Source organism: Vibrio sp. SCSIO 43140 (genome assembly GCF_023716585.1).
Taxonomy (GTDB): domain Bacteria; phylum Pseudomonadota; class Gammaproteobacteria; order Enterobacterales; family Vibrionaceae; genus Vibrio; species Vibrio maritimus_B.
This window is the reverse complement of sequence record NZ_CP071850.1, coordinates 609,025-635,017: the sequence shown is the minus strand read 5'-3', so window position 1 is coordinate 635,017 and position 25,993 is coordinate 609,025. Positions and strand designations below refer to the sequence as shown.

Sequence of the window (25,993 nt, the reverse complement as noted above, 5' to 3'; positions counted from 1 at the left end):
AAAGAAGCGGCTTGCGCCGCTCAAATCTACCGACAATCAGTGGTCGTTATCGACCACGTGGGGCAGTGCTCAAAACAGGTTTAGTGGAAGTTTTCATTTGTAGCTTTCAAACAACAGGTGATGAACTATTGACTAAAAAACTTGGCATTTTTCTAAGTAGATACTTTGATGGCTCAGTATACAAAGTAGCGACTTAACATTGCCTTAAAAACCTCAAAACCATGCAGTTACATTACCCAACCCACTTTAGAGTTACAACTCTAAAGTGGCCATTTTTGGTATTTCGACAGTTTGTTCTATTGGCTCTAAAGAGCCTTACTCAACCTTAACTAGGTTATAGTTACGTAATTAAATTACAAACTCTGTACACCCAAGAAACTGATTCAAATTAGCGTAAGACGAGCCAAATCGACTTCTCCCTACAGGCATGTAGAGTTTTTCAATACGGCCTGTGCTTTTTCTAAATATCACAATGTAAAATTGACAAGGTGAAGTCGCCGAAATGATTGAAAACTAATTCGAAGTACTCGCTAAAGCCTGAACAGAAAAAAAATGCCGGACTAGTTATTCATACTAAAAAAGGCACCTTAATCGGTGCCTTTCACTAGTGCTCACAGGGCTAGTTTTGCGAATGTCGATTTATAGCAACTCCGAGACGACGTCTGCTAGCTGTAAGAAAGAGTCTCGTCTTGAAGAACTTGGACGCCATACGAGTCCAATATCTCGGTGCGCTTGCTGACCAGGAGGCTCAACCACGATCAAGTTTTGATTCTCCAACAGACCGTGCTCTATCGCCATTTGAGGGATAAAAGTGGTACCTAGACCATTGGCAACCATCTGGACCAAGGTATGCAAACTAGTCGCACTGAACGGGTTAATCTTCTCTTTGTCAGTAAGCTTACACGCAGAAACCGCATGCTCCGTAAGACAGTGCTCGTTTTCTAGTAAGAACACAGATTCGTCGGGCAAGTCATCATATTTAATTGGGACGCGGATGTTGTCAGCCTGATTGCGACTGATCACCATCTTAAACGGGTCATGCCCCACAATGCAGCTTTCCATCGTGCCAATATCCATCGGGAGTGCAAGGATCAGTACATCAAGTTCACCATGGCGCAGCGCCGCGAGTAAGTTGGCTGTCGTGTCTTCTCTAAGTAGAAGGTTAAGCTGAGGGTAGCGCGCATTAATTTCCTGAACCAAATCACACAGCAAAAACGGTGCGATAGTCGGAATACAACCAAGCTTAAGTTGGCCTTGCATGACGTCGCCCTGGCAAAGGCTACCTAATTCAATAAGATCCTGTCCCTTTGCCAACAGCTCACGTCCCTGGGACACCACCATCTCACCCGCTTGAGTAAACACGAGCGGGCTTTTCTTGTCTTTCTTTTCGTAAAGAGGACAACCGATGAGTTCTTCGAGATTTTGAATACCCTTACTCAGTGTCGATTGACTGACGAAACAACGTTCAGCTGCTTCACTAAAGTGTCGGGTTTCATGAAGGGTAACCAGGTAATGAAGCTGCTTTAAACTTGGCCATTTGTTCATGGTAACTGCCTGTTTTGGGACCAGAATCAAAAAAGGAATAAGCCCTATGGCTTCATCGCTTTTTTCGATGGAATTAATCTATTAATTTCGCTTTTTTCAATACTACAATGTGTACTATAGTTTGTCTCGCACAAACACGGACCAAACCGAAAAGGTTTGAAATAAACTCTATTTAGGAGCAAAAAAAATGGTACTAGTTGGTCGTCAAGCCCCAGACTTTACTGCAGCAGCTGTTCTAGGTAACGGTGATATCGTTGAGAACTTCAACTTCGCTGAGTTCACAAAAGGTAAGAAAGCAGTTGTATTCTTCTACCCACTAGACTTCACTTTCGTTTGCCCATCTGAGCTGATTGCATTCGACAACCGTCTAGCTGATTTCCAAGCTAAAGGTTGTGAAGTTATCGGTATTTCTATCGATTCTCAGTTCTCTCACAACGCATGGCGTAACACTGCTATTGAAGATGGCGGTATCGGTCAAGTGAAATACCCACTTGTTGCAGACGTTAAACACGAAATCTGCAAAGCGTACGATGTTGAGCACCCAGAAGCAGGCGTTGCTTTCCGTGGTTCTTTCCTAATCGACGAAGACGGTCTAGTACGTCACCAAGTAGTTAACGACCTACCACTAGGTCGTAACATCGACGAAATGCTACGCATGGTTGACGCTCTTAACTTCCACCAGAAGCACGGCGAAGTTTGTCCTGCACAATGGGAAGAAGGTAAAGCAGGTATGGACGCATCTCCAAAAGGTGTTGCAGCGTTCCTATCTGAGCACGCAGAAGACCTTTCTAAGTAATTCGAACCTTCACCCTGCGCTCAATCAGGGTTGATGGTTGGACATATATAAAGCGGAAAACGCACGCCAATCATTGAAGAAGAAACGAGTTAGCCAAAAAACAAAGCCCGAGTCACCGACTCGGGCTTTTTCTGTTTCCAGAACCGATTGTCAGAGATATATTGAGAGCAGTATTTCTACTGAGAATCACAATGAGTTACCAACTTGAAGTCTGTATCGACAATATCGAGTCACTCGCTTATGCCATCGCCGGCGGTGCAACTCGTATTGAGTTATGCTCCTCACTTGCCCTAGGCGGTTTAACCCCTAATGCAGGACTTATCAAACAAGCGGTTCAATCTTCTTCCATCCCTATTTACGTCATGATTAGGCCTCGCCAAGGTGATTTCCTTTATGACTGTGACGATGTGGAAATCATGGCAGAAGACATTCGCACCGCTGCCAAATATGGTGCGAGTGGCGTCGTCCTTGGTCTTCTCGACAAAGAGGGACATGTTGATATGCCACGCTCCATTCGACTGGTTAAACTCGCCCGTGAGCTTGATTTAGGCGTTACGTTTCACCGTGCATTCGATCAATGCCGGCATCCAGAGCAAGCACTAGAGGATGTCATTGCACTCGGTTGTGAGCGAATACTTACTTCTGGACTGGCAGCGAGCGCGTCTGAGGGGGTAGCGACCTTGAGCGCCATGGTGAAACAAGCAGAAGGCAGGATCGCTATCATGGCTGGGGCAGGCGTATCTTCAGATAATGTAGCTTCTATTATTGCCTCCAGCGGAGTCAACGAAGTGCACCTGTCAGGCAAGTCAACTCGTCAAAGTAAGATGTATTATATTGCCGACGATGCCAAGATGGGGGCGAGCGATATCGACGATTTTGCGATTCCTATTACCAGTAGCGAGAAGATTCGCGCTGTCACTAAGGTGCTAAACTCACTGTAAACACCTAGGTTATTCAAGGAGAAGGATTTCTATGGGCAAAAAGAACAAGATGGATAAAAAGCTCTATGAAAGCGAGCTGGCTAGGTTACAGATTGAGTTAGTAAAGCTACAAGAGTGGGTAAAGCACGAAGGTTTAAAAGTTGTCGTTGTTTTTGAAGGTCGAGACGCCGCTGGTAAAGGTGGCGTTATCAAGCGTATTACTGAAAAACTCAACCCACGAATTTGCCGTGTTACTGCCCTACCTGCACCAACGGAAAAAGAGAAAACGCAATGGTATTTTCAGCGCTACGTAGCTCACCTACCGTCAGCTGGGGAAATCGTGCTGTTTGACCGTAGTTGGTATAATCGTGCCGGCGTAGAGAAAGTCATGGGCTTTTGCAGCGAAGAGCAGTATCAAGAGTTTCTACGCTCTTGCCCTGAGTTTGAACGTATGTTGGTGCGCTCTGGTATTATCTTACTTAAGTACTGGTTTTCGGTTTCCGATGAAGAGCAAGAGAAACGTTTTCTGGAGCGAGTCAACACGCCTATCAAGCGCTGGAAATTCAGCCCTATGGATTTAGAGTCCCGTAACCGCTGGGCTGAATATTCAGAAGCCAAAGACACCATGTTCTCGTATACCGATACTAAACAGTGTCCATGGTGGGTGGTCCCCTCTGATGATAAGAAGCGAGCTCGACTAAACTGTATCAGTCATTTGCTCAGCCAGATTGAGTACCAGGAAGTCAGCTATCCAGACATCACCCTGCCAGAACTAAACAAAGAAGGCTACATGCGAACGCCGATCGAAGAGCAATCTTTCGTCCCCGATAATTATGAATGATTCGACCAATCTATTTTACAAAGCTGATCTCAACTTACTGAGAACATTCCGAATATTGCTGCATGAGCGCAATATGCGAAAAACCGCTGAACGACTTTTTGTCACTCAACCCGCGGTCAGTCAGGCGCTGCAAAAGCTACGAGCAACCTTTGACGATGAACTCTTCGTTAAGGTTCAAGGCGGCCTTGACCCTACTCCGTTTGCACTGCAGCTAGAAGACAAAATCGCACCTTATCTTGATGGATTAGAAACTGCCCTCAATAACCTAAATGAGTTCGAGCCTTCAGAGCTAAGCGGAACCATTAAAATCGCGCTCGCCCCTATTGTGATGGCGTCTTTGGCGGGAGGGTTATTTACAGAGATTCGTCAACAAGCACCAAACGTTAATCTCGAGCTGCTTAGCTGGAGTCAAACCACCGCAGAGCAAATACGCAGTGGTGAAGTTTTTTACGGCGTGCATTACGATCTCGAAAACCTATCGAAAGAGTTAGCGCGAGACAAGATCTTCGACTTAGAGGGTCGCATCATCGTCAGAAAAGAACACCCGATTAAGAAGTCAGTTATTACGCCTTTAGACTCTGTCGGCTATGAACTCACCTCGCTCATCTCTCCTGGATGGAATGACCACTTTAGTTACGCAAGTCATATTCTCGAACGTCAGGGGTATACACCTAAGGTCGGCTTTCGCTCAGAAATGCTGCTCGCACTTATCGATGTGATTGAGTCTACGGATATGCTCCTGCCCCACTCCAATCTATTCCCGATACACAACTACCCAAACTTAAGATCACTTAAGGTGGAAGTCGACAATCAGACTTACACCAAGAGCCTATTTGGTTATGTCCACAATAAGAATCGCCACTCTCCCAAAGCAAAGTGGATTGAGTCGATCATCAAACGAAAGCTTCCTCTCTATACCGATAAGCATCGCTAATAAACGCTATTAGCGATGCTTTTTAGTCACCAATCAGCAGAGCCGCTACCATCGGCGCACTTTCCTGTTTGTCTGTGATTAGGTATTACTATGAAAAAGCTACTACTTCCACTCTGTGCCGCGTTATCGATGGGTGCCCAAGCGCAGAGTATTCATGTGTCACCCGATGTCAAAATCGGCGTATTCAATGGAGCAGGGATACAGCTTGGCGTTGCGGATGCATTAGGAATGGATGCGGTCTATTTCAGTTATGCCCACAAATACTACGACACTGACCGCTACGATGAGACAATCAACTCATATCGTCTCGGTTTACAGCACATGTTTGGCGACCGAGAAAACTATGGTCTTCAGGCAGAGATTGGAGTAGCCAATTATCGAGGTGAGAAACGCACCAATAGTGAGCTTTCACACCGAGATGCAAACGGACTTAGCATCAGTGCAGGGTATGTCTATATGCTGAATCCAAGCTTTGGCCTGAGAACGGGGTTTGACTACGACGTGTTTGGTGCGAGCAACACCTTTATCTCAATGGGCTCACACTTTTCACTCAACTTTGGTGTGGTTGGGCGCTTCTAACTTAGCTACAGAATGTCGTTTATCGCTTTCTCATCAAGGTGGCGTACGTCCTTGCCCTTAACGAAGTAGATGATGTACTCACAAATGTTCTGACAGCGGTCACCGACACGCTCTATCGCTCTTGCTGACCACATGACCTGAAGGATATTTGGGATATTCTTTGGGTCTTCCATCATGTAAGTCATCAACTGACGAATTACAGCTTCATACTCAGCATCCAGCTTATCATCTAACTTGTACACCTCTGCTGCCGCATCCACATCCATACGAGCAAAGGCATCCAATACCTGATGCAACATTGCAATCGCTTGACGGCACAGCGGCTCTAAGGAGACGTGAAACTTTTGATGCTTCGTCGATGGTTGCTCAATAGCAACATAAGCGATGCGTGTGGCAACATCACCAATACGCTCTAGATCGGTAATGGTTTTGATGATCGCCATAACCAAACGAAGATCTTTCGCCGTTGGCTGTCGCTTAGCGATGATACGAGTACAGGCTTCATCGATAGATACCTCCATCGCATTCACCTTATGGTCATCTCGTACCACTTTGCGGGCGAGCTCAATATCGTCTTTGTGCAATGCTTGCATCGCAAACGACAACTGCTGTTCCACTAAGCCTCCCATGGTCAAAACATGGGTACGAATAGACTCAAGCTCGGCATTAAACTGACCTGAGATGTGACGACCAAAATGCATGTGTGAAGGTTTCCTGTTTTAAACTAAGGCTAGTCTCATTAGCCGTATCGACCAGTGATGTAGTCTTCCGTTTGTTTTTCAATCGGTGAAGTAAATATAGTATCTGTATCCGCGTACTCTACCAGTTTTCCTAAATGAATAAACGCAGTATGGTCACTAACGCGCGCGGCTTGCTGCATATTATGAGTAACGATCACAACCGTATACTTGGTTTTCAGATCGTTAATCAGCTCTTCAATGGTCAAGGTAGAAATAGGGTCGAGTGCCGAGGTTGGTTCATCAAGAAGCAGTACCTCTGGTTCAATGGCGATGGCTCGTGCAATGACCAAGCGCTGCTGCTGGCCACCAGAGAGTCCAAACGCATTTTCGTGAAGACGGTCTTTTACTTCATCCCATAGCGCAGCTGCTCGCAGTGAACGCTCTACGGCATCGTCGAGATTACGACTGTTTTTCACCCCTTGCAGCCTAAGACCATAGACGACGTTCTCATAGATCGACTTAGGGAACGGATTTGGTCTTTGAAACACCATGCCTACGCGGCGACGCAGTGTCGCTACATCGACTTTGGGGTGATAAACATTACCCCCATGCAACTTCACCTTGCCCTCGACAGTGCAGCCTTCGATCAAATCATTCATTCGATTGATGCAGCGCAGAAGGGTCGACTTGCCACACCCTGAAGGACCGATGAACGCAGTGACCTGCCCTTTAGGTATACGCATCGACACATTATCTAGCGCCTGCTTATCGCCATAGTACAGATTCAAGTTTTCAATAGCGATGGCGGTTTGATCATCACTTAGGTTGTTCACATCTAAAGGCGTTGGATAGCCCAAAGTTTGGTTGATAGAAAACATGCTTAATCTTGTCCTAATGTGCGATATTTTTCGCGCAGGTTATTTCGTATTGCTATTGCGGTTAAGTTTAGCCCAACGACAACGGTCACCAGCAAGAAAGAGGTAGCGTAGACCAATGGCCTTGCCGCCTCAATATTAGACGTCTGAAAACCGACATCATAGATATGAAAACCCAAATGCATAAATTTGCGTTCAAGGTGTAAGAACGGGAACTGAGAATCCACCGGTAAGCTTGAAGCCAGTTTCACAACACCCACCAGCATGAGAGGTGCTACCTCGCCTGCGGCTCTCGCAACCGCCAAAATAAGCCCAGTGATAATCGCAGGGCTTGCCATAGGCAAAACGATACGCCAGAGCGTCTCAGATTGGGTTGCCCCCAGCGCAAGCGATCCATGTCGAGCTGATAGCGGAATTCGATTCAATCCTTCTTCTGTGGCAACAATCACCACAGGTAGCGTGAGAATGGCGAGCGTCAATGACGACCACAACAGCCCTGGCGTACCAAATGTAGGTGCAGGCAAGCGCTCAGCGTAAAACAGCGAGTCTATCGAGCCACCTATGGTGTAAACAAAAAAGCCTAAGCCGAAAACACCGTAAACAATAGAAGGTACACCAGCAAGGTTAATAACCCCAACCCGTATCATCCGAGTGAGTAGGTTATTCTCCGCATACTCATGTAGATAGACCGCAACCAATACACCAAGCGGCATCACCATGACCGACATGATAATTACCAGCAATACGGTGCCGAAGATCGCGGGGAACACACCACCTTCAGAGTTCGACTCACGTGGCTCATCGGAAAGAAACTTCCATACCTGTCCCCCCCAATGAGATAGCTTATCTGGGTAGTTCATTTGGTTGGGGTACCAGAAATCGAGCACTCGGTTAAGTCCAATCTCTAAACGCTCGCCGCGCATATCTTCAACGACCAAAACCTTACTCGCTAGCTCAGCACGCAATTCATCAAGCTCAACTTCAGTTTGGCTCAATTGCTGACGGATGATCGCATTTTGCTGCTGATAGCGCTCACTTAGTTCATCTGTGAGCACACCGTTGAGTTTATCTCGACGCTGCTTAAGACGCAGAGCCTCAAGCTGATGGTTCAGGCCTTTGAGCCTTCTCTCGATAATGGCGTCGATTTGATCTCTGGTCATTTCAATCTGGCTAAGCTCTATTCTGAGCAAGCTTTCCAGCGACGTATTAACCTCGCCCTGCGGACCTTTTAGAGCCAGAATTCGTCCGAAAAAATCACCGCCACGCGTACGCTCAATAACCACTAAGTCGCTCGGGGTTTGCTGCTGATGAAGCTCGGAGGAAAGCAGCGAAACAAAATCAATACCGTAAAGATCTCGGTTAGCTATCTTGATGCTATAGCGCTCTACCTTTCCGGCTTCTAAAACCTCTTGAGGCAGCAGTTCGTTCGCATTCGGGATATTGTAAGTCTGCACCCAAGTCTTCGAGTACACCTGACCGATTAACGCTGAGCCGTTATCATCTTGCCATTGATATAAGGGAGCCGGCCAGAAATAGGTAAGGCCGCGCCAACCAATGAGCAGCAGTAGTCCTAATACGGAAATCAGACTGATGCTTACCGCGCCCCCTGTTAACCAAACCCAAGGCGCACCAGATTTGAGCCACTTAAACATAGCTAGGCTCCTTTCGATGACTACAGCGCACTGTATTTCTCCCTGAGTCTTTGTCTCACCCACTCAGCTAGCGAATTCACAACAAAAGTAAAACTAAACAAGATCAAAGCGATTAAGAACAACAAGCGATAATGACTGCTGCCGACTTCTGACTCTGGCAACTCTACCGCCATGGTAGCCGACAAGGTTCGCATACCCTCAAAGATGTTCCAATCTAGAATCGGAGTATTACCTGTCGCCATTAACACAATCATGGTTTCACCCACAGCGCGACCCAAACCCATCATCACCGCAGAGAAAATACCGGGACTGGCGGTAAGTAGCACAACATAAATCAAAGTCTGCCACTGGGTTGCACCGAGCGCTAGAGAGCCGTCCGAAAGGTGTTTTGGCACGGAGAAAATCGCATCCTCAGCGATAGTGAAAATGGTTGGGATCACAGCAAACCCCATCGCAAAGCCAACGACTAGGGCGTTTCTCTGGTCAAAATCAATGCCATGCTGAGCTAAGAATACCCTCGCATCGCCGTTAAAGAACATCACTTCCATATCACTTGAGAAGGTCATCGCGAGATAGATAGCGGTGATGATCACCGGAATCAGAGTAAACGGATGAAGTCCGCTCGGTAATTTAGAGGTGTAAGCTCTAGGGATCGCATACCATACTGCGCCAGTAAGCAGCGATAGCAGAGGCAGCGCCACCAGCAGAAGAAGGATTGCTGGAAGGTGTGTTTCGACAATAGGCGCAAACCACAACCCCGCCAAAAAACCGATAATGACTGTGGGCAGAGCTTCCATCAACTCAATGGTAGGCTTGACGACCTTACGCATTTTAGACGACATAAAATACGCTGTATAAATGGCACCAAATACAGCAATCGGCACTGAGAACAACATCGCGAACATTGCCGCTTTAATGGTTCCAAAGGCGATAGGCACTAGGCTGTACTTACCCTCAAAATCGTCAGATGCAGCGGTAGTTTGCCAGATAAATTCAGGCTCTGGATAACTCTCGTACCACACCTTTTGCCACAGCGCGCTGAATGAAATCTCTTTGTGATCGTTAGGGATGAACGCGGTAAAATTGTGCTCTCCGGTAACCAACAACGCATGGTCATTGTTGTTCGAAATAGCGAATGTCTTCAGCTCACCTTTAGGCAGCTGGCTCTCCGTCACTAACTTTTCACTGGTCGTATATAGGGTTTGGAAACGACCATCATCCAATACAACTGCAAAGCCTTTACTCATAGTCTCTGGAATTAACGCAAAAATATCCGCATCAAACTGAAAGGAGCGGACTGGCGTCAACGTTCGTTCGCCATTAGCCAAAACATCAAACCATTGCCATACCTGCTGATTGTCGTATTGAACCAACAAGGAGTAGGCACCCGACAATAATTGGATATGTGTCGCTTGAGCTCCATTTGGTGTTGATAGATCGATGATCTCACGAACTTTTAGAGCCTGCGGCTCGCGGTTGATAACCGCTAAGCTATTCCCCGCTTTTACATAGATGGTCTTCGCGTCTGGGGTGACTATGATATCACTCGCATCTTCAATAGGGCCGAATGATGAGAAAGAGCTGAATGCTGCATCCGTCGCAGTATTACGTATATCAAGATGCACAAATCCTTGGTTATCAACTGAAGCGATGGCCTTGATTTGCTTGGTGACAACGGCATCGATTAAAGCAGGTTCATTGATCGTAAACCAATCTTTTTCAGTAGGTGTCTCAATGAGGAGTTTGGCGTCCCCACTACTCGGGTCAACCTGAAATTTTGGATTAATTGCCGTCCATTGCAGCGCATCATTTTTTATCAGCAATGTCTTCGAATCTGAAGATTGCACCGACACCTCTTGTCCAAGGTATTGGGAGGACGTTTGTGAACCCGAGACCAGTGACTGCTCAACAATAGTGCCGTCACGATAGAAGTAAGCCGCATGCTTACCACCGTCGCTGACTATACTTAACTCAGGTCCTGATTGAATATTGACAGCTTGGCTACGCTCACGCCACGTCACTTCATTCTCTGAAAACAGCGGCAAAGTCACAAAGGCGAGGTAAACGAAGATAAAGATCAAACCTGCCAGCACACTCAATCCACCAAATGAAACGATCCAACGCACGAGGCGATCTTTAATCAGACGTTTTCTGTCTTTGGTATGTAGTGAAAATTTGGCCGTTGCCATAGTTTACGTTCGTTCTCTTTGATGCAGTATGAGTGTTTGAGGCGTTTGCCACCAAGGGATTGAGGCTAATGAACAGCATGCACGAATTGCCTCAACATAATATGTCGTTCAGATGACAGTTATATTACATAGCATCTAACGTGCTGAAAATAATGAATTGTGCCGCGTTGCACGCTTTTTGAAATAAAAATGTCATATACAATCTCTAAGGTTCACGATCAGATTAGTCTTACATCCCACTCATCAGCAACTTAAGGTGAGTGAAAAGTGTCGGTGGTTGAGTGTATGAGCGCAGAAAAACTGTATATCGAGAAAGAGCTAAGTTGGTTATCTTTCAATGAACGAGTCTTGCAAGAGGCGGCGGATAAAACCGTTCCGTTAATTGAGCGAATCCGTTTTCTAGGGATCTTCTCCAATAACCTCGATGAGTTCTACAAAGTACGCTTCTCAGATGTAAAACGCAGAATATTGATCAATCAAGACCGTGGTGTGAACGACAACTCAAAACACCTGCTCGGTAAGATGCAGAGCAAAGCACTAAAACTGAACCTGCGCTTTGATGAGCTCTACAACGAACTCATTCTTGAAATGGCACGTCGCCGTATCTTCCTTGTCAACGAAACCCAGCTCAACGAAACGCAGCAGAAGTGGGTCAAGAAATACTTCATGAAGGAAGTGCTTCCTCACATTACCCCACTTATGCTCAAAGATGATATCGACGTACTGCAATTCCTAAAGGACGAGTACGCCTATATTGTTGTGGACATGAAAAAAGACGAGACGTCTAAGTACGCGATCTTGGAGATCCCAACCGATCACCTTCCGCGCTTCGTCATGGTCCCAGAGCAAAAAGGCAAACGCCGTAAAACCATCATATTGCTCGATAACATTATTCGATACTGCTTAGACGATATTTTCCGTGGCTTCTTCGATTACGATGAACTTAGTGGCTATGCCATGAAGATGACCCGAGATGCAGAATACGACCTGAGCCATGAGGTGGAACACAGCCTGCTCGAGCAGATGTCTGAAGGGGTTAGCCAGCGCTTAACCGCGATGCCCGTAAGATTTGTGTATGAACGAGAGATGCCTGAAGCCATGCTAACGACCCTGTGCGACAAGCTTGGTATCTCAAACTATGACAGCTTGATTCCTGGTGGTCGTTACCACAACTTCAAAGACTTTATTGGCTTCCCAAATGTGGGTCGCGAGTATCTAGAAAACAAACCGCTGCCACCAATGCGCAGCGCTGACTTTGATGGTTACGACAACACCTTTGATGCGATTCGCGCTCAAGATATTCTGCTCTATTACCCATACCATACCTTTGAACACATCACTGAGTTTGTACGCCAAGCATCTTTCGATCCTAAGGTCTTGAGTATTAAAATTAATATCTACCGTGTCGCGAAGGATTCTCGCCTCATGAACTCGCTAATCGATGCGGTTCACAATGGCAAGAGCGTCACGGTAGTGGTGGAGCTTCAAGCTCGATTTGATGAAGAAGCCAATATTGAATGGTCAAAGGTACTCACAGAAAATGGGGTACATGTCATCTTTGGTGCGCCGGGCTTAAAAATCCACTCCAAGCTACTGCTCATTAGCCGCCGTGAAAACGAAGAAATCGTTCGCTATGCCCACGTCGGTACGGGTAACTTCCACGAAAAAACCGCACGCATCTACACCGACTTCTCGCTACTGACAGCCGATCAAGAGATCACCGATGAAGTCCGCAATGTCTTTGGCTACATCGAGAACCCATACCGCCCAGTGAGATTCAATCATCTGATAGTTTCTCCGCGCAACTCACGCAAACAATTGTACCGACTCATCGATACAGAGATTGCTAATGCTAAAGCCGGCAAAAAGGCGGCACTAACACTCAAAGTGAACAACCTTGTCGATAAAGGGTTGGTGAACAAGCTTTACGGAGCAAGCAACGCAGGCGTAAAAATCAATATGATCATTCGCGGCATGTGCTCTTTGGTACCGGGAGTGGAAGGCGTCAGTGATAACATCAAAATTATCAGCATCGTAGATCGCTTTTTGGAACACCCTCGCGTTATCATTGCCCACAATGATGGCGACCCACAGGTATACATTTCCTCAGCGGACTGGATGACTCGAAACATCGATCACCGTATTGAGGTGGCAGCACCTGTGCGTGACGAACGCTTAAAACAGCGCATTATCGATATCGTCAATATTCACTTTACCGACACGGTGAAGGCGCGTTGGTTAGATAAAGAGATGAGCAATACCTATGTCCCACGCGGTAATCGCAAGAAAGTTCGTTCACAAATTGCTATTTACGACTATCTTAAACAGATAGAGAAGCAAACAAGAAAAAACAAAGAACAACTAGAGCAGTATGAGTCAAACCAAGGACACGAACACGATAGACCAGACGAATAATGAAGTCGTAGCCAAGGATGTGGCCGCTATAGACCTGGGGTCAAATAGCTTCCATATGGTGGTTGCAAAGGTCGTTGGACAAGATCTTCAACTCGTCAGTCGACACAAGCAGCGCGTGCGCATGGCATCGGGATTAGATGCCGAAGGGAATCTAGACAATGCGGCGATTAAGCGAGGACTCGAGTGCCTCGCTATGTTCGCAGAGCGTCTACAAGGCTTTGAGGTGGATAACGTCCGCATTGCGGCTACACATACCCTGAGAATCGCTAACAACGCTCATATCTTTCTACAGCGCGCTCGAGAGGTACTCCCCTTTCCTATCGAGGTCATTCCCGGCGAAGAAGAAGCACGTTTGATCTACACAGGCGTGGCGCACACCCAAACTGAGTCGAATTCTAAACTTGTGGTCGATATCGGAGGCGGTAGTACCGAGCTCATCATCGGTAAAGCCTTTGAACCTGTATTGCTAAACAGCACACAGATGGGCTGCGTTAGCTATACCAATAAGTTTTTCGCCAACGGCAAACTCTCATCGAAAAACTTCACCAAAGCCATCTTGTCCGCAAGGCAACGTTTGGAAGCCCTCTCTCCCCGCTACAAGAAAAAAGGCTGGGAGGTTGCTCTTGGCTCATCGGGCACCATTAAGGCAATCAAAGAGGTTCTTGTCGGGCTAGGGAATGAAGATGGCATCATCACCAATAAGCGTCTTTATAAGCTCATCGACAAACTCTGCGAGTTTGACTCCATTGATGACATTGCACTCTCAGGACTAACCATTGAGCGTAAACCTGTGTTTGCCGCGGGCGTAGCGATACTGACAGCGATATTTGAAAGCCTTAAAATCCGTGAGATGCATTTCTCACCAGGGGCGCTGCGTGAAGGGCTACTCTACGAAATGGAAGAGCACTTCCAGCGCTCCGACATTCGCATGCGCACCACCGAAAACCTGGCAGCCAAACACTTTGTCGACCTTGAGCATGCAGCGAAAGTGCGTGGGCAGGCGAACGAGTTCTTGAGTCAAACCCATGAAGCTTTGGGGCTTAAAAAGAAAAGTGAGCTATTTAGCCTGCTTGAGTGGAGTGCTCTGCTGCATGAGGTGGGATTGAGCATCAGCTATCAAGCGTTTCATCGACATTCGAGCTACATTCTTAATCACACCACGATGCCGGGATTCAATAGTGAGCAGCAACTGGTGCTAGCGACCTTAGCCCGTTTTCAGCGCAAATCCCTAAAGCTGCAAGAGCTTCCCGAATTCACGCTGTTTAAGAAAAAACACATCTTGGGTTTGATTCGCATACTGCGCCTATCGATCTTGGTTAATGGACAGCGAAATGAAGAGCTGCTTCCTCTTACGCTGAGCATCGAAGAAGATAAATGGCTGCTGAGCAGTGAACAAGATGATTGGCTGGAGCAAAACAAGCTGCTTCAGGCAGATCTGCAGACCGAGCAAACATACTGGGAAGCTGCTGGCTGGCAACTCGAGATCCAATAAAAAAGCGGCGTACTAATGCGCCGCTTTTTTATCATTAACTGTCCAAAACATTGATTATCTAGTCTAGGCTAAGCCCAACTTTAGCAAGTTCACCTTGTGCAAATTCTCTACTGACTGGAACATAGCCATCCTTCAAGACAATTCTCTGCCCTTCTCTCGAATAGATGTATCGAATGTAAGCTTCTTCAATAGGAGCGAGGTCGCGATTGGGGTCTTTGTTGACATACACATACAGAAAACGAGACAACGGATAGCGTCCAGATTGCACGTTTTCTTGAGTCGGCAATACGTATTGGTCACCATGATTGGCAATTGGCACTAATTTGGCACCAGACACCTGATAACCAATCCCCGAGTAACCAATAGTGTTAATCGATGACGCAACAGATTGAACCACAGACGCTGAACCCGGCTGTTCATTTACGTTACGTCTAAAGTCGCCTCCGCAAAGTGCCTTATCCTTAAAGTAACCATATGTTCCTGAGACAGAATTTCGACCAAAGATCTGGATGGCTCTTTCATTCCAGGGAGTCTCGATACCTAATTGATGCCAAGTTCTTAGATACTCGGTGCCACCACAGCGGAGCGTCGATGAGAAAATCGCATCTAATTGCTTGAAGTTAAGCCCTTCAATAGGGTTATCGGTGTGAACAAACAAACCAATGGCATCAATCGCCACGCGCAGTGCCGTTGGCTTGTAGCCGTACTGACGCTCAAACGCCTCGACTTCTTTGGCACGCATTTTTCGGCTCATAGGTCCAAACTGAGCCGTACCCTCGGCTAAAGCTGGCGGAGCCGTAGAAGAGCCAGATGCCTGAATCTGTGGGTTTACGTTGGGATAGATATTCTTAAACTCTTCCAGCCAGAGCGTAGTCATGCCTGATAGTGTGTCAGAGCCCACTGATGAGAGGTTTCCCGATACACCTGAGAGCTTGCTGTATTTAGGCAGGTCGTCGGCAAAAGCGCTCCCTGCGACGAGAGCGCAGAGAGCAACAAGCGTTGGAACGCGCTTTAACAGTCTCATTATTGGACGACCAAACGTTCTGGAAGGATGAATGAGAACTTACTACCCACGCCAACCTCTGACTGTATTTCTAAGTGAGAATCATGGTGTGAGAGCGCGTGTTTTACAATCGCAAGCCCGAGTCCACTGCCCCCTGTATCACGAGAGCGCGCTTTATCTACTCGGTAGAATCGTTCCGTCAGTCTATGAAGGTGCTGCGCTTCAATACCGTCTCCAGTATCTTCAACTTCCAGGTGAGCACCTTGCGATGATTGATACCAACGGACTTTTACGTTCGCACCTGGCGGCGTGTATTTCACCGCGTTATAGACCAGGTTTGAAATCGCACTGCGCAGCTGATCATCATCGGCAAAGACACGTAGGCTATTATCAACATCAAAACTGATCTTATGTCCTTCTTCACCACTGAGACTTACCGCTTCTTTTTCAAGCACTTCTAGCATGGCAGGCACATTCACGACTTCATCCAACTCATGCATAGGTGCCGCTTCAATCTTAGATAGCGTAAGCAACTGATTAACCAAGCTGTTCATACGGTTGAGCTGCTCAGTCATCACACCATGAGCTTTAGTCCACATAGGTCCCACAACCATATCTGGATCTTCTGTCATCTCAAGATAACCCTGAAGTACGGTCATTGGTGTACGCAGCTCATGGGAGACGTTGGCAAAGAAGTTACGACGCATACCTTCAAGCTGCTTGAGCTGACTAACGTCACGAACCACCATCAGGTGTTCACCCTCAGTGTATGGCACGATACGAAGCTCCAGCATGCGCTCTACGTTGAGTGGAGAACGCATTTCTAGAGGCTCTGAGAAATCTTGTTTGTTCAGATACTTGATAAAGTCTGGCGTGCGGATCAGGTTCGAAATCGGCTGCCCAGAATCATCCGGCCACCGGAAGCCTAGAAGGTGTTGAGCTAACTTGTTGCACCAAACGATGTTGCCTTCGCTGCGGAATACGACAACGGCATCGGGTAAGGATTCTGCACCATTCTTAAAACGACGAATCAGGTTAGTAAGCTCTTTGCGTTTGCGGCGCTGCCTTTGCTGAAGGCGATAAATGCCATTGAACAACGATTCCCAGTTACCAGTACCTGAGGGCGGTGTAAGACGTTTTTCATCCCACAGCCATGCAGACAAACGCAACTGATTATGTAGATGCCACATCAACTGCAAAACCGTGGCAACCAAAAGCAGCCACGGCATGTATCCAAATATCCACCCGACGACGATCCATGGGGTGTAAAAAAAAGCTAGCTCCCAGGCCAGCTTTTTCCAGGTTAACCTTTCAACCATTTACCTCTCCAGTTCGATGCTAGCCCTTGGTTGAGAATCGGTAGCCAGCGCCTCGAACGGTTTGAATCAATTTATCATGACCTGCTGATTCAAGAGCTTTACGTAGTCGACGAATATGAACGTCGACAGTACGGTCTTCAACGTAAACATTCGTGCCCCATACGTTGTTGAGTAGTTGCTCACGGCTGTATACACGCTCTTGGTGTGTCATGAAGAAATGGAGCATCTTGAACTCGGTTGGTCCCATGTCCAGAGGCTGTTCATTGGCAGTCACTCGGTGAGACACAGGGTCAAGCTTAAGGCCTTGAACATCAATCACATCTTCAAGTGCGGTTGGCGTCACACGACGAATTACCGCTTTGAGGCGAGCAACCAACTCTTTTGGTGAGAATGGTTTAGTGATGTAGTCATCGGCGCCAACTTCTAGGCCGCGTACTTTATCTTCTTCTTCGCCACGTGCCGTTAGCATCACAACAGGAATGTTGCGAGTCAGCTCTTCGCGCTTCATGTGTTTGATAAAGTTAATGCCCGAACCGCCAGGTAACATCCAGTCAAGTAGCACAAGATCTGGGTAAGGTTCAGCCAGTTTGTTAACTGCTGTATCGTAATCTTCAGCTTCAACAGCTTGGTAGCCTTTCTGCTCTAGTACGAAACACAGCATTTCGCGAATTGGTGCTTCATCCTCAACAACCAGGATCCTTCTAGACATATCTGAATAACCTTTTGGAATCTAATCAACTTCATGCATTATCAAGAATTATTATGACACTTTTGTGACCATTGAAAACAATTTTTAATATAACTTTCGCACAAGATCTATTGCGATAATCGAGATTTAAGCTAGGACAATTTAAGGAAAATTGCCTATCATGTGCAGCTATCTATTCTAAAGGTGAGAGTAATATGTGGTTTAAAAACTGTTTGGTCTATCGATTCAACAAGGAACTCGAGTTTAATGCAGATAAGCTAGAGCAGCAGCTTGAAGAGTTTCGCTTTACTCCTTGTGGTAGCCAAGACAAACAGAAGTTTGGTTGGGTCACGGCATTGGGTAAACATGGCGATATGATGACCCATGTTTCTGAAAACCGAATTCTACTGTGCGCGAAAAAAGAAGAGAAAATGCTACCAGCGTCGGTTATCAAAGACTCTCTGGCTAGCAAGGTAGAAGCACTTGAAACTCAAGAAGGTCGCCCTCTCAAGAAGAAAGAGAAAGACGATCTTAAAGACGAAATCATCATTGATCTTCTACCACGCGCGTTTAGCCGCAGTAATCTTACTCACCTGCTTATCATGCCAAAAGAAGGCTTTGTGATTGTTGATGCCAGCAGCTACAAGAAAGCTGAAGATGTGATTGCACTGCTACGTAAAACAATGGGTAGCCTACCGGTTATCCCGGCATTCCCAGAGCAGCCTATCGAAAATACGCTGACAGAATGGGTAAAAACCAGCGAAGCACCAACCGGCTTCAACCTTCTTGATGAAGCGGAGTTGAAATCAGTTCTTGAAGATGGCGGCGTTATCCGTTGTAAGAAACAAGAACTGTCTAGCGACGAGATCTTGGGTCACATTGAAGCCAACAAGTTTGTGACTAAGCTGGCGCTTAACTGGCAAGATCGTATCGAATTTGTCTTGGCTGATGATGGCAGCATTAAACGCTTGAAGTTCAGCGACGAGTTGAAGGATCAAAACGATGATATCCCACGTGAAGACGCTGCAGCTCGTATCGACGCAGACTTCTCACTTCTATGTGGTGAATTTGGTGCCTTCTTGCCTAACCTGTATGACGCACTAGGCGGTCTACCTAAGCAATAACCCCTTCTTTACTAGGCTCGCTTCTCAACCTTACCCACACTTCTAGAGCAGCGAGCTTGATTCAAAACTTGGAAATCTTCCCATACTAGCGTAAAATTTGCGCCCCTTAGTGCCATTAGGTGGCACAACACTGACTTGTAATCAGATTAGAGATATAAAGCAATGTTTACTCCAGAACTTCTGTCACCAGCTGGCAGCCTCAAGAACATGCGTTATGCATTCGCGTACGGCGCAGATGCAGTATACGCAGGTCAACCTCGCTACAGCCTTCGTGTTCGTAACAACGAGTTCAACCACGAAAACCTAAAAATCGGTATCGATGAAGCACACGCTCAAGGTAAAAAGCTGTATGTGGTATGCAACATTCAACCACACAACTCAAAGCTAAAGACGTTCATCCGCGATCTAAAGCCTGTGGTAGAAATGGGCCCTGACGCCCTCATCATGTCTGACCCAGGTCTTATCATGATGGTTCGTGAAGCATTCCCAGAAATGCCAATTCACCTGTCTGTACAGGCGAACGCGGTAAACTGGGCGACGGTTAAGTTCTGGGCGGCGAATGGCGTTGAGCGCGTTATCGTGTCTCGTGAGCTATCACTGGAAGAGATTGAAGAGATCCGCGAACATTGCCCTGAAACTGAACTAGAAGTATTCGTACACGGCGCACTTTGCATGGCGTACTCTGGTCGCTGCCTGCTGTCTGGCTACATCAACAAGCGCGATCCAAACCAAGGTACATGTACTAATGCATGTCGTTGGGAATACAAAGTTGAAAAAGCAACAGAAAACGATGCTGGTCAAATCGTAGAAGAGTTCACACCTGAGGCTCAGCCTGTTGAAGTTGTTGACGAACGTCCTGAGACAACTATCGGTCGTGGCAAACCAACTGATGAAGTTGTACTGCTTTCTGAAAGCCACCGTCCAGAAGACAAAATGGCAGCATTTGAAGACGAGCATGGCACATATATCATGAACTCAAAAGACCTACGTGCAGTTCAGCATGTAGAGCGCTTGACGAAGATGGGTGTTCACTCGCTTAAGATTGAAGGTCGTACTAAGTCTTTCTACTACTGTGCGCGTACCGCACAGGTTTATCGCAAAGCGATCGACGATGCCGTTGCAGGCAAACCATTCGATGAGTCGCTAATGGGTACGCTAGAGAGCCTAGCTCACCGTGGTTACACCGAAGGCTTCCTGCGTCGTCACACACACGACAGCTACCAAAACTACGACTACGGCTATTCTGTATCTGACTCACAACAGTTTGTTGGTGAGTTTACCGGTAAGCGTCGCGGTCACTTAGCGGAAGTGGAAGTGAAGAACAAGTTTATCGTTGGTGACAGCCTCGAACTAATGACACCAAAAGGCAACGTTGTCTTCAACCTAGAAGTGATGGAAAACCGCAAGTCAGAAAGCATCGATGACGCAAAAGGTAACGGCCACTTTGTCTTTATTCCAGTACCAGAGGAATTGGATCTGGACTACGCACTACTGATGCGTAACCTAAACTCAGGACAAGATACACGTAACCCAACGGGTAAGTAACGATGGCGCTGCTCATTACCGACAAGTGCATTAACTGCGATATGTGCGACCCAGAGTGCCCTAACGGTGCCATTTCTATGGGAAGTGAGATCTTCGAGATCGACCCAGATCTGTGCACTGAGTGTAAAGGTCACTATGAGAAGCCTACTTGTCAATCGGTATGCCCGATCACAAAATGCATCATCACCGACCCAAATCATGTAGAAACGGATGAAGAGTTGCTAGAGAAGTTTGTGATTATTCAAGGCATGGCCTAAAGCACAAAAAAGCCTCCCAATGGAGGCTTTTTTATTACCCAGACTTTTCGATTGGGAACACATTGCAGTACAGCTCTTTCTCGTACTGGATCTCCAGCTTTTTACGCCAATTTTCAGCAGAGTTGACGGGAATTAAATAGAATTTCTCTCTGCTCGTATCGGTCACAAAGGCAATGCCGTGTTGCATCAGTTCGTAGTGGATGTCATTCACAAACCCCAGCGTAAAACTCTGCCTACCGGATAGTTGATTAATGTCTTCTCTGGTCAGGATCACTCCGCTTTTTTCAGAAGCAAACCTCTCTCTTAGCCATCGGGCAAACTGCCTTGATGATATCATTGTCATAACAGTATTCCTTACCCTAACGATTGGGGAACACCCCCTTTCAAAGCAGCAGAACAGTCCTAAGCAAGACAACAATAAAACCTAGAAAACAACGACTAATCCGCTGAAGTACCAATAACAATAGTCAACATCAAGGAACTTCTCCAGTCGCATTTATGAGAGCAGCCTAATTCGATGGTTTAGCCGTAGTGATTACCGTTGTCGTAATAACTATTTGGCTCTAAAGCGACAAAAATCACAGCCACATCTCGCTCTTTACCAAGTACAGAACGCACTTGATTAGTTATAACGCTTGCGACCTTATCTTTGACTTCTTGCCCACGGTCGAACCATAGCACCTCGACAAAAGGATACGCATAACTCTGCTGAGCATCAAAAAAGAAGGTCGAACTGATGTGTTCAATCGTGAAATCCTCTCTAGGGCAATCCATTAGAGGCAGAAGCTCGTCGACAAGTGGACTTGAAAGCGTTTTAACCATTTCTTGTTCAAGAGCTCTAAAGCGTAAATGAGGCATAGTCATATCCATTTCAGTGGTGATGGAAATGAGTATATCAGCGAACTGTAAGGTTGGAGAGTATAGAAATGTGAAAACTAAAAAGGCTCCGACCTAAGTCAGAGCCTTTAAATATGACTGATGTAAAAAAAAACCGTCTTTCGACGAGGCTTTAAAGATGGCAGGGGTGGAGAGATTTGACCGGGCTGGCGACCCAGCTCCCAACACATCGCTTTGGAAAAGCGAAAACAAAAAAGGCTCCGACCTAAGTCAGAGCCTTTGAATATGGCAGGGGTGGAGAGATTTGACCGGGCTGGCGACCCAGCTCCCAACACATCGCTTTGAAAAAGCGAAAACAAAAAAGGCTCCGACCTAAGTCAGAGCCTTTGAATATGGCAGGGGTGGAGAGATTCGAACTCCCAACACGCGGATTTGGAATCCGCTGCTCTGCCAATTGGAGCTACACCCCTATCTTCGTGTTTAATGAGACGACTCTCAAATAAGTGGCGGAGTGGACGGGACTCGAACCCGCGACCCCCGGCGTGACAGGCCGGTATTCTAACCAACTGAACTACCACTCCGCAGTGGCATACTCGCTAATGCAAGTGTCCAAAATTTAAAGCCTGGCGATGTCCTACTCTCACATGGGGAAGCCCCACACTACCATCGGCGCTATTGCGTTTCACTTCTGAGTTCGGCATGGAATCAGGTGGGTCCACAACGCTATGGTCGCCAAGCAAATTCTGTTTTGCCTTCAGATTTTCTGAAAATCTGAAAACAATAAATCTGGAAAGCTGTTAATGCGTTCTCTACACATTCAATTTGTTCTTGCTTTGAGTCCATCAAAACCCTTTGGGTGTTGTATGGTTAAGCCTCACGGGCAATTAGTACAGGTTAGCTCAACGCCTCACAACGCTTACACACCCTGCCTATCAACGTTCTAGTCTCGAACAACCCTTTAGGACACTTAAAGTGCCAGGGAAGACTCATCTCAGGGCTCGCTTCCCGCTTAGATGCTTTCAGCGGTTATCGATTCCGAACTTAGCTACCGGGCAATGCGATTGGCATCACAACCCGAACACCAGAGGTTCGTCCACTCCGGTCCTCTCGTACTAGGAGCAGCCCCCTTCAATCTTCCAACGCCCACGGCAGATAGGGACCGAACTGTCTCACGACGTTCTAAACCCAGCTCGCGTACCACTTTAAATGGCGAACAGCCATACCCTTGGGACCGACTTCAGCCCCAGGATGTGATGAGCCGACATCGAGGTGCCAAACACCGCCGTCGATATGAACTCTTGGGCGGTATCAGCCTGTTATCCCCGGAGTACCTTTTATCCGTTGAGCGATGGCCCTTCCATTCAGAACCACCGGATCACTATGACCTGCTTTCGCACCTGCTCGAATTGTCATTCTCGCAGTCAAGCGGGCTTATGCCATTGCACTAACCTCACGATGTCCAACCGTGATTAGCCCACCTTCGTGCTCCTCCGTTACTCTTTGGGAGGAGACCGCCCCAGTCAAACTACCCACCAGGCACTGTCCGCAGCCCCGATAAGGGGCCGACGTTAGAACATCAACACTACAAGGGTGGTATTTCAAGGACGGCTCCACTAATACTGGCGTACTAGTTTCAAAGCCTCCCACCTATCCTACACATGTAGGGTCAATGTTCAGTGCCAAGCTGTAGTAAAGGTTCACGGGGTCTTTCCGTCTAGCCGCGGGTACACTGCATCTTCACAGCGATTTCAATTTCACTGAGTCTCGGGTGGAGACAGCGTGGCCATCATTACGCCATTCGTGCAGGTCGGAACTTACCCGACAAGGAATTTCGCTACCTTAGGACCGTTATAGTTACGGCCGCCGTTTACCGGGGCTTCGATCAAGAGCTTCGACCGAAGTCTAACCCCATCAATTAACCTTCCGGCACCGGGCAGGCGTCACACCGTATACGTCATCTTACGATTTTGCACAGTGCTGTGTTTTTAATAAACAGTTGCAGCCACCTGGTATCTGCGACTCCCCATAGCTCCATCCGCAAGGGACTTCACCGCGAGGAGCGTACCTTCTCCCGAAGTTACGGTACCATTTTGCCTAGTTCCTTCACCCGAGTTCTCTCAAGCGCCTTGGTATTCTCTACCCGACCACCTGTGTCGGTTTGGGGTACGATTCCTTACAATCTGAAGCTTAGAGGCTTTTCCTGGAAGCATGGCATCAATGACTTCACTACCGTAGTAGCTCGACATCGTGTCTCAGCCTTAAAAAGAGCCGGATTTACCTAACTCTTAAGCCTACGCACTTGAACCTGGACAACCGTCGCCAGGCCCACCTAGCCTTCTCCGTCCCCCCATCGCAATTGTAAGAAGTACGGGAATATTAACCCGTTTCCCATCGACTACGCCTTTCGGCCTCGCCTTAGGGGTCGACTCACCCTGCCCCGATTAACGTTGGACAGGAACCCTTGGTCTTCCGGCGAGGAGGTTTTTCACCCCCTTTATCGTTACTCATGTCAGCATTCGCACTTCTGATACCTCCAGCAAACCTTACAGTTCACCTTCAACGGCTTACAGAACGCTCCCCTACCCAATGACCTAAGTCATTGCCGCAGCTTCGGTTTATAGCTTAGCCCCGTTACATCTTCCGCGCAGGCCGACTCGACTAGTGAGCTATTACGCTTTCTTTAAATGATGGCTGCTTCTAAGCCAACATCCTAGCTGTCTAAGCCTTCCCACATCGTTTCCCACTTAGCTATAATTTGGGACCTTAGCTGGCGGTCTGGGTTGTTTCCCTCTCCACGACGGACGTTAGCACCCGCCGTGTGTCTCCCGGATAGTACTTACTGGTATTCGGAGTTTGCAAAGGGTTGGTAAGTCGGGATGACCCCCTAGCCTTAACAGTGCTCTACCCCCAGTAGTATTCGTCCGAGGCTCTACCTAAATAGATTTCGGGGAGAACCAGCTATCTCCAGGTTTGATTGGCCTTTCACCCCTAGCCACAAGTCATCCGCTAATTTTTCAACATTAGTCGGTTCGGTCCTCCAGTTGATGTTACTCAACCTTCAACCTGCCCATGGCTAGATCACCTGGTTTCGGGTCTATATCCAGAGACTGAACGCCCAGTTAAGACTCGGTTTCCCTACGGCTCCCCTAAACGGTTAACCTTGCCACTGAATATAAGTCGCTGACCCATTATACAAAAGGTACGCAGTCACACCACGAAGGTGCTCCTACTGCTTGTACGTACACGGTTTCAGGTTCTATTTCACTCCCCTCACAGGGGTTCTTTTCGCCTTTCCCTCACGGTACTGGTTCACTATCGGTCAGTCAGTAGTATTTAGCCTTGGAGGATGGTCCCCCCATATTCAGACAGGATATCACGTGTCCCGCCCTACTCGATTTCACTGATGATGAGATGTCGGTTACGGGGCTATCACCCTGTATCGCGGCACTTTCCAGAGCCTTCACCTGTCTCATTAAAAGCTTAAGGGCTAATCCAATTTCGCTCGCCGCTACTTTCGGAATCTCGGTTGATTTCTCTTCCTCGGGGTACTTAGATGTTTCAGTTCCCCCGGTTCGCCTCACTGAGCTATGTATTCACTCAGCGATAACTGCTTATGCAGTTGGGTTTCCCCATTCAGGAATCCCAGACTCACAGGTTATTACTACCTAATCTGGGCTTATCGCAAGTTATTACGCCTTTCATCGCCTCTGACTGCCAAGGCATCCACCGTGTACGCTTAGTCACTTAACCATACAACCCCAAAGAGTTTCAAAGAAACCTCGAGATTGTCGTTAAACAACCAAAGTTGTCTGCATTTTTATACATGTGCAGACTCGATTTTGCCGGACTCAAATATGAATCACTTTCGTGATTCCCAAGAACACTTGAATGTGTGTTGGTACCTACATCTTTCGATATAGGATTTGAGAACTTTTAAATGAATAACATTAATCAAATGTTATTCGTCAGCTTTCCAAATTTTTAAAGAACGAGATTTGCTTTCTATTTAAAGAAAGAAACCATTTTTAAATATTCTCAAAGAGAAAACACTTAAAGATGGTGGAGCTATGCGGGATCGAACCGCAGACCTCCTGCGTGCAAGGCAGGCGCTCTCCCAGCTGAGCTATAGCCCCATCAGTGTGATGCTTATCACCAATCATCTGGGAGGAAGATTGGTGGGTCTGAGTGGACTTGAACCACCGACCTCTCGCTTATCAGGCGAACGCTCTAACCACCTGAGCTACAGACCCAAGCATCGTCTTTAATTCATAAACCTAATCAATCTGTGTGAACACTCATCGC

20 protein-coding genes, 4 tRNA genes and 2 rRNA genes are annotated in these 25,993 nt (G+C 47.1%); 10 read left to right on the top strand and 16 right to left on the bottom strand.

The window, feature by feature from the left end:
• Positions 1–639: 639 nt before the first annotated feature.
• Positions 640–1,545, bottom strand: a complete 906-nt coding sequence (locus J4N45_RS03095) for a hydrogen peroxide-inducible genes activator (RefSeq protein WP_252013598.1) — start codon at positions 1,543–1,545, stop codon at positions 640–642.
• Between the two features lie 187 nt (positions 1,546–1,732).
• On the opposite strand from J4N45_RS03095, the gene J4N45_RS03090 reads away from it, so the two are divergent.
• From J4N45_RS03090 to J4N45_RS03070, 5 genes are all read left to right on the top strand, one after another.
• Positions 1,733–2,341, top strand: a complete 609-nt coding sequence (locus tag J4N45_RS03090) for a peroxiredoxin (RefSeq protein ID WP_042476179.1) — start codon at positions 1,733–1,735, stop codon at positions 2,339–2,341.
• A gap of 191 nt (positions 2,342–2,532) precedes the next feature.
• Positions 2,533–3,282: a copper homeostasis protein CutC gene (locus J4N45_RS03085; protein WP_252013597.1), complete on the top strand. Its 750-nt coding sequence runs from the start codon at positions 2,533–2,535 to the stop codon at positions 3,280–3,282.
• A gap of 31 nt (positions 3,283–3,313) precedes the next feature.
• A complete protein-coding gene (gene ppk2 / locus J4N45_RS03080; RefSeq protein ID WP_252013596.1) occupies positions 3,314–4,102 on the top strand; it encodes a polyphosphate kinase 2 in 789 nt (262 codons plus the stop codon).
• Positions 4,095–5,036, top strand: coding sequence for a LysR family transcriptional regulator (locus J4N45_RS03075; protein ID WP_252013595.1), 942 nt, complete (start codon positions 4,095–4,097; stop codon positions 5,034–5,036). The genes ppk2 and J4N45_RS03075 overlap by 8 nt, the downstream gene beginning before the upstream one ends.
• A gap of 90 nt (positions 5,037–5,126) precedes the next feature.
• Positions 5,127–5,615 (top strand): DUF481 domain-containing protein, encoded by a 489-nt coding sequence (locus J4N45_RS03070; protein WP_234494454.1) that lies wholly within the window; start codon positions 5,127–5,129, stop codon positions 5,613–5,615.
• Between the two features lie 5 nt (positions 5,616–5,620).
• Here J4N45_RS03070 and phoU read toward each other — a convergent pair whose 3' ends face one another.
• From phoU to J4N45_RS03050, 4 genes are read right to left on the bottom strand one after another with little or no spacing between them, the layout of a single operon-like run.
• The gene (gene phoU, locus J4N45_RS03065) at positions 5,621–6,316 is read right to left on the bottom strand and encodes a phosphate signaling complex protein PhoU (RefSeq protein ID WP_128647928.1); all 696 of its coding nucleotides are present in this window, start codon (positions 6,314–6,316) and stop codon (positions 5,621–5,623) included.
• Positions 6,317–6,354: 38 nt separating this feature from the next.
• Entirely contained in the window at positions 6,355–7,173 is an 819-nt protein-coding gene (gene pstB / locus J4N45_RS03060) for a phosphate ABC transporter ATP-binding protein PstB (protein ID WP_234494455.1), read from the bottom strand.
• Between the two features lie 2 nt (positions 7,174–7,175).
• Positions 7,176–8,822 carry a phosphate ABC transporter permease PstA gene (gene pstA / locus J4N45_RS03055; protein ID WP_252013594.1) on the bottom strand — a complete coding sequence of 549 codons (1,647 nt, stop codon included), beginning with the start codon at positions 8,820–8,822 and terminating at the stop codon, positions 7,176–7,178.
• A 20-nt stretch (positions 8,823–8,842) separates the two neighbouring features.
• Complete coding sequence (locus J4N45_RS03050) at positions 8,843–11,011, bottom strand: ABC transporter permease subunit (RefSeq protein ID WP_252013593.1); 2,169 nt, start codon at positions 11,009–11,011, stop codon at positions 8,843–8,845.
• Between the two features lie 285 nt (positions 11,012–11,296).
• On the opposite strand from J4N45_RS03050, the gene ppk1 reads away from it, so the two are divergent.
• Together ppk1 and ppx are read left to right on the top strand one after the other, a co-directional pair.
• The gene (gene ppk1, locus J4N45_RS03045; protein ID WP_252013592.1) at positions 11,297–13,426 is read left to right on the top strand and encodes a polyphosphate kinase 1; all 2,130 of its coding nucleotides are present in this window, start codon (positions 11,297–11,299) and stop codon (positions 13,424–13,426) included.
• Complete coding sequence (gene ppx / locus J4N45_RS03040) at positions 13,383–14,918, top strand: exopolyphosphatase (RefSeq protein WP_252013590.1); 1,536 nt, start codon at positions 13,383–13,385, stop codon at positions 14,916–14,918. The genes ppk1 and ppx overlap by 44 nt, the downstream gene beginning before the upstream one ends.
• A 58-nt stretch (positions 14,919–14,976) precedes the next feature.
• On the opposite strand, the gene J4N45_RS03035 is transcribed toward ppx, so the two are convergent.
• Genes J4N45_RS03035 through phoB form a run of 3 tightly spaced genes read right to left on the bottom strand, consistent with a single transcriptional unit; the run spans position 14,977 to position 17,949 of the window.
• On the bottom strand, positions 14,977–15,942 hold the full coding sequence (locus J4N45_RS03035; protein WP_252013588.1) for a PstS family phosphate ABC transporter substrate-binding protein: 966 nt from the start codon (positions 15,940–15,942) through the stop codon (positions 14,977–14,979).
• Positions 15,942–17,240: a phosphate regulon sensor histidine kinase PhoR gene (gene phoR / locus J4N45_RS03030; RefSeq protein ID WP_234494461.1), complete on the bottom strand. Its 1,299-nt coding sequence runs from the start codon at positions 17,238–17,240 to the stop codon at positions 15,942–15,944. Before phoR ends, J4N45_RS03035 begins: the two co-directional genes overlap by 1 nt.
• A gap of 19 nt (positions 17,241–17,259) precedes the next feature.
• Entirely contained in the window at positions 17,260–17,949 is a 690-nt protein-coding gene (gene phoB / locus J4N45_RS03025) for a phosphate regulon transcriptional regulator PhoB (RefSeq protein ID WP_042476161.1), read from the bottom strand.
• 194 nt (positions 17,950–18,143) lie between these two features.
• Between phoB and rdgC the strand changes: the two genes are divergently transcribed.
• From rdgC to J4N45_RS03010, 3 genes are all read left to right on the top strand, one after another.
• Positions 18,144–19,052, top strand: a complete 909-nt coding sequence (rdgC, locus tag J4N45_RS03020; RefSeq protein ID WP_042476158.1) for a recombination-associated protein RdgC — start codon at positions 18,144–18,146, stop codon at positions 19,050–19,052.
• A gap of 162 nt (positions 19,053–19,214) precedes the next feature.
• The gene (gene trhP / locus J4N45_RS03015) at positions 19,215–20,597 is read left to right on the top strand and encodes a prephenate-dependent tRNA uridine(34) hydroxylase TrhP (RefSeq protein WP_234494462.1); all 1,383 of its coding nucleotides are present in this window, start codon (positions 19,215–19,217) and stop codon (positions 20,595–20,597) included.
• Between the two features lie 2 nt (positions 20,598–20,599).
• Entirely contained in the window at positions 20,600–20,854 is a 255-nt protein-coding gene (locus J4N45_RS03010) for a YfhL family 4Fe-4S dicluster ferredoxin (RefSeq protein ID WP_103881245.1), read from the top strand.
• A gap of 34 nt (positions 20,855–20,888) precedes the next feature.
• On the opposite strand, the gene J4N45_RS03005 is transcribed toward J4N45_RS03010, so the two are convergent.
• The 8 genes from J4N45_RS03005 to J4N45_RS02970 all read right to left on the bottom strand — a co-directional run bounded on the left by J4N45_RS03005 (position 20,889) and on the right by J4N45_RS02970 (position 25,941).
• Entirely contained in the window at positions 20,889–21,197 is a 309-nt protein-coding gene (locus tag J4N45_RS03005) for a hypothetical protein (RefSeq protein ID WP_042476155.1), read from the bottom strand.
• Between the two features lie 179 nt (positions 21,198–21,376).
• On the bottom strand, positions 21,377–21,712 hold the full coding sequence (locus J4N45_RS03000; protein ID WP_252013587.1) for a DUF1904 domain-containing protein: 336 nt from the start codon (positions 21,710–21,712) through the stop codon (positions 21,377–21,379).
• 372 nt (positions 21,713–22,084) lie between these two features.
• Positions 22,085–22,161, bottom strand: a tRNA-Trp gene (locus J4N45_RS02995).
• Positions 22,162–22,195: 34 nt separating this feature from the next.
• Positions 22,196–22,272 (bottom strand) — tRNA-Asp (locus J4N45_RS02990).
• Positions 22,273–22,312: 40 nt separating this feature from the next.
• A 5S ribosomal RNA gene (gene rrf, locus J4N45_RS02985) occupies positions 22,313–22,428 on the bottom strand.
• A gap of 126 nt (positions 22,429–22,554) precedes the next feature.
• Positions 22,555–25,441 (bottom strand): 23S ribosomal RNA (locus J4N45_RS02980).
• Between the two features lie 307 nt (positions 25,442–25,748).
• A tRNA-Ala gene (locus J4N45_RS02975) sits at positions 25,749–25,824 on the bottom strand.
• A 40-nt stretch (positions 25,825–25,864) separates the two neighbouring features.
• Positions 25,865–25,941: transfer RNA gene (locus J4N45_RS02970), tRNA-Ile, on the bottom strand.
• Positions 25,942–25,993: the final 52 nt, after the last annotated feature.

What these genes read in the sequence shown, in the direction of transcription:
- J4N45_RS03095 (WP_252013598.1), bottom strand. Translation starts at nt 1,545, where the DNA reads ATGAACAAATGGCCAAGTTTAAAGCAGCTTCATTACCTGGTTACCCTT.
- J4N45_RS03090 (WP_042476179.1), top strand. Translation starts at nt 1,733, where the DNA reads ATGGTACTAGTTGGTCGTCAAGCCCCAGACTTTACTGCAGCAGCTGTT.
- J4N45_RS03085 (WP_252013597.1), top strand. Translation starts at nt 2,533, where the DNA reads ATGAGTTACCAACTTGAAGTCTGTATCGACAATATCGAGTCACTCGCT.
- ppk2 (WP_252013596.1), top strand. Translation starts at nt 3,314, where the DNA reads ATGGGCAAAAAGAACAAGATGGATAAAAAGCTCTATGAAAGCGAGCTG.
- J4N45_RS03075 (WP_252013595.1), top strand. Translation starts at nt 4,095, where the DNA reads ATGAATGATTCGACCAATCTATTTTACAAAGCTGATCTCAACTTACTG.
- J4N45_RS03070 (WP_234494454.1), top strand. Translation starts at nt 5,127, where the DNA reads ATGAAAAAGCTACTACTTCCACTCTGTGCCGCGTTATCGATGGGTGCC.
- phoU (WP_128647928.1), bottom strand. Translation starts at nt 6,316, where the DNA reads ATGCATTTTGGTCGTCACATCTCAGGTCAGTTTAATGCCGAGCTTGAG.
- pstB (WP_234494455.1), bottom strand. Translation starts at nt 7,173, where the DNA reads ATGTTTTCTATCAACCAAACTTTGGGCTATCCAACGCCTTTAGATGTG.
- pstA (WP_252013594.1), bottom strand. Translation starts at nt 8,822, where the DNA reads ATGTTTAAGTGGCTCAAATCTGGTGCGCCTTGGGTTTGGTTAACAGGG.
- J4N45_RS03050 (WP_252013593.1), bottom strand. Translation starts at nt 11,011, where the DNA reads ATGGCAACGGCCAAATTTTCACTACATACCAAAGACAGAAAACGTCTG.
- ppk1 (WP_252013592.1), top strand. Translation starts at nt 11,297, where the DNA reads ATGAGCGCAGAAAAACTGTATATCGAGAAAGAGCTAAGTTGGTTATCT.
- ppx (WP_252013590.1), top strand. Translation starts at nt 13,383, where the DNA reads ATGAGTCAAACCAAGGACACGAACACGATAGACCAGACGAATAATGAA.
- J4N45_RS03035 (WP_252013588.1), bottom strand. Translation starts at nt 15,942, where the DNA reads ATGAGACTGTTAAAGCGCGTTCCAACGCTTGTTGCTCTCTGCGCTCTC.
- phoR (WP_234494461.1), bottom strand. Translation starts at nt 17,240, where the DNA reads ATGGTTGAAAGGTTAACCTGGAAAAAGCTGGCCTGGGAGCTAGCTTTT.
- phoB (WP_042476161.1), bottom strand. Translation starts at nt 17,949, where the DNA reads ATGTCTAGAAGGATCCTGGTTGTTGAGGATGAAGCACCAATTCGCGAA.
- rdgC (WP_042476158.1), top strand. Translation starts at nt 18,144, where the DNA reads ATGTGGTTTAAAAACTGTTTGGTCTATCGATTCAACAAGGAACTCGAG.
- trhP (WP_234494462.1), top strand. Translation starts at nt 19,215, where the DNA reads ATGTTTACTCCAGAACTTCTGTCACCAGCTGGCAGCCTCAAGAACATG.
- J4N45_RS03010 (WP_103881245.1), top strand. Translation starts at nt 20,600, where the DNA reads ATGGCGCTGCTCATTACCGACAAGTGCATTAACTGCGATATGTGCGAC.
- J4N45_RS03005 (WP_042476155.1), bottom strand. Translation starts at nt 21,197, where the DNA reads ATGACAATGATATCATCAAGGCAGTTTGCCCGATGGCTAAGAGAGAGG.
- J4N45_RS03000 (WP_252013587.1), bottom strand. Translation starts at nt 21,712, where the DNA reads ATGCCTCATTTACGCTTTAGAGCTCTTGAACAAGAAATGGTTAAAACG.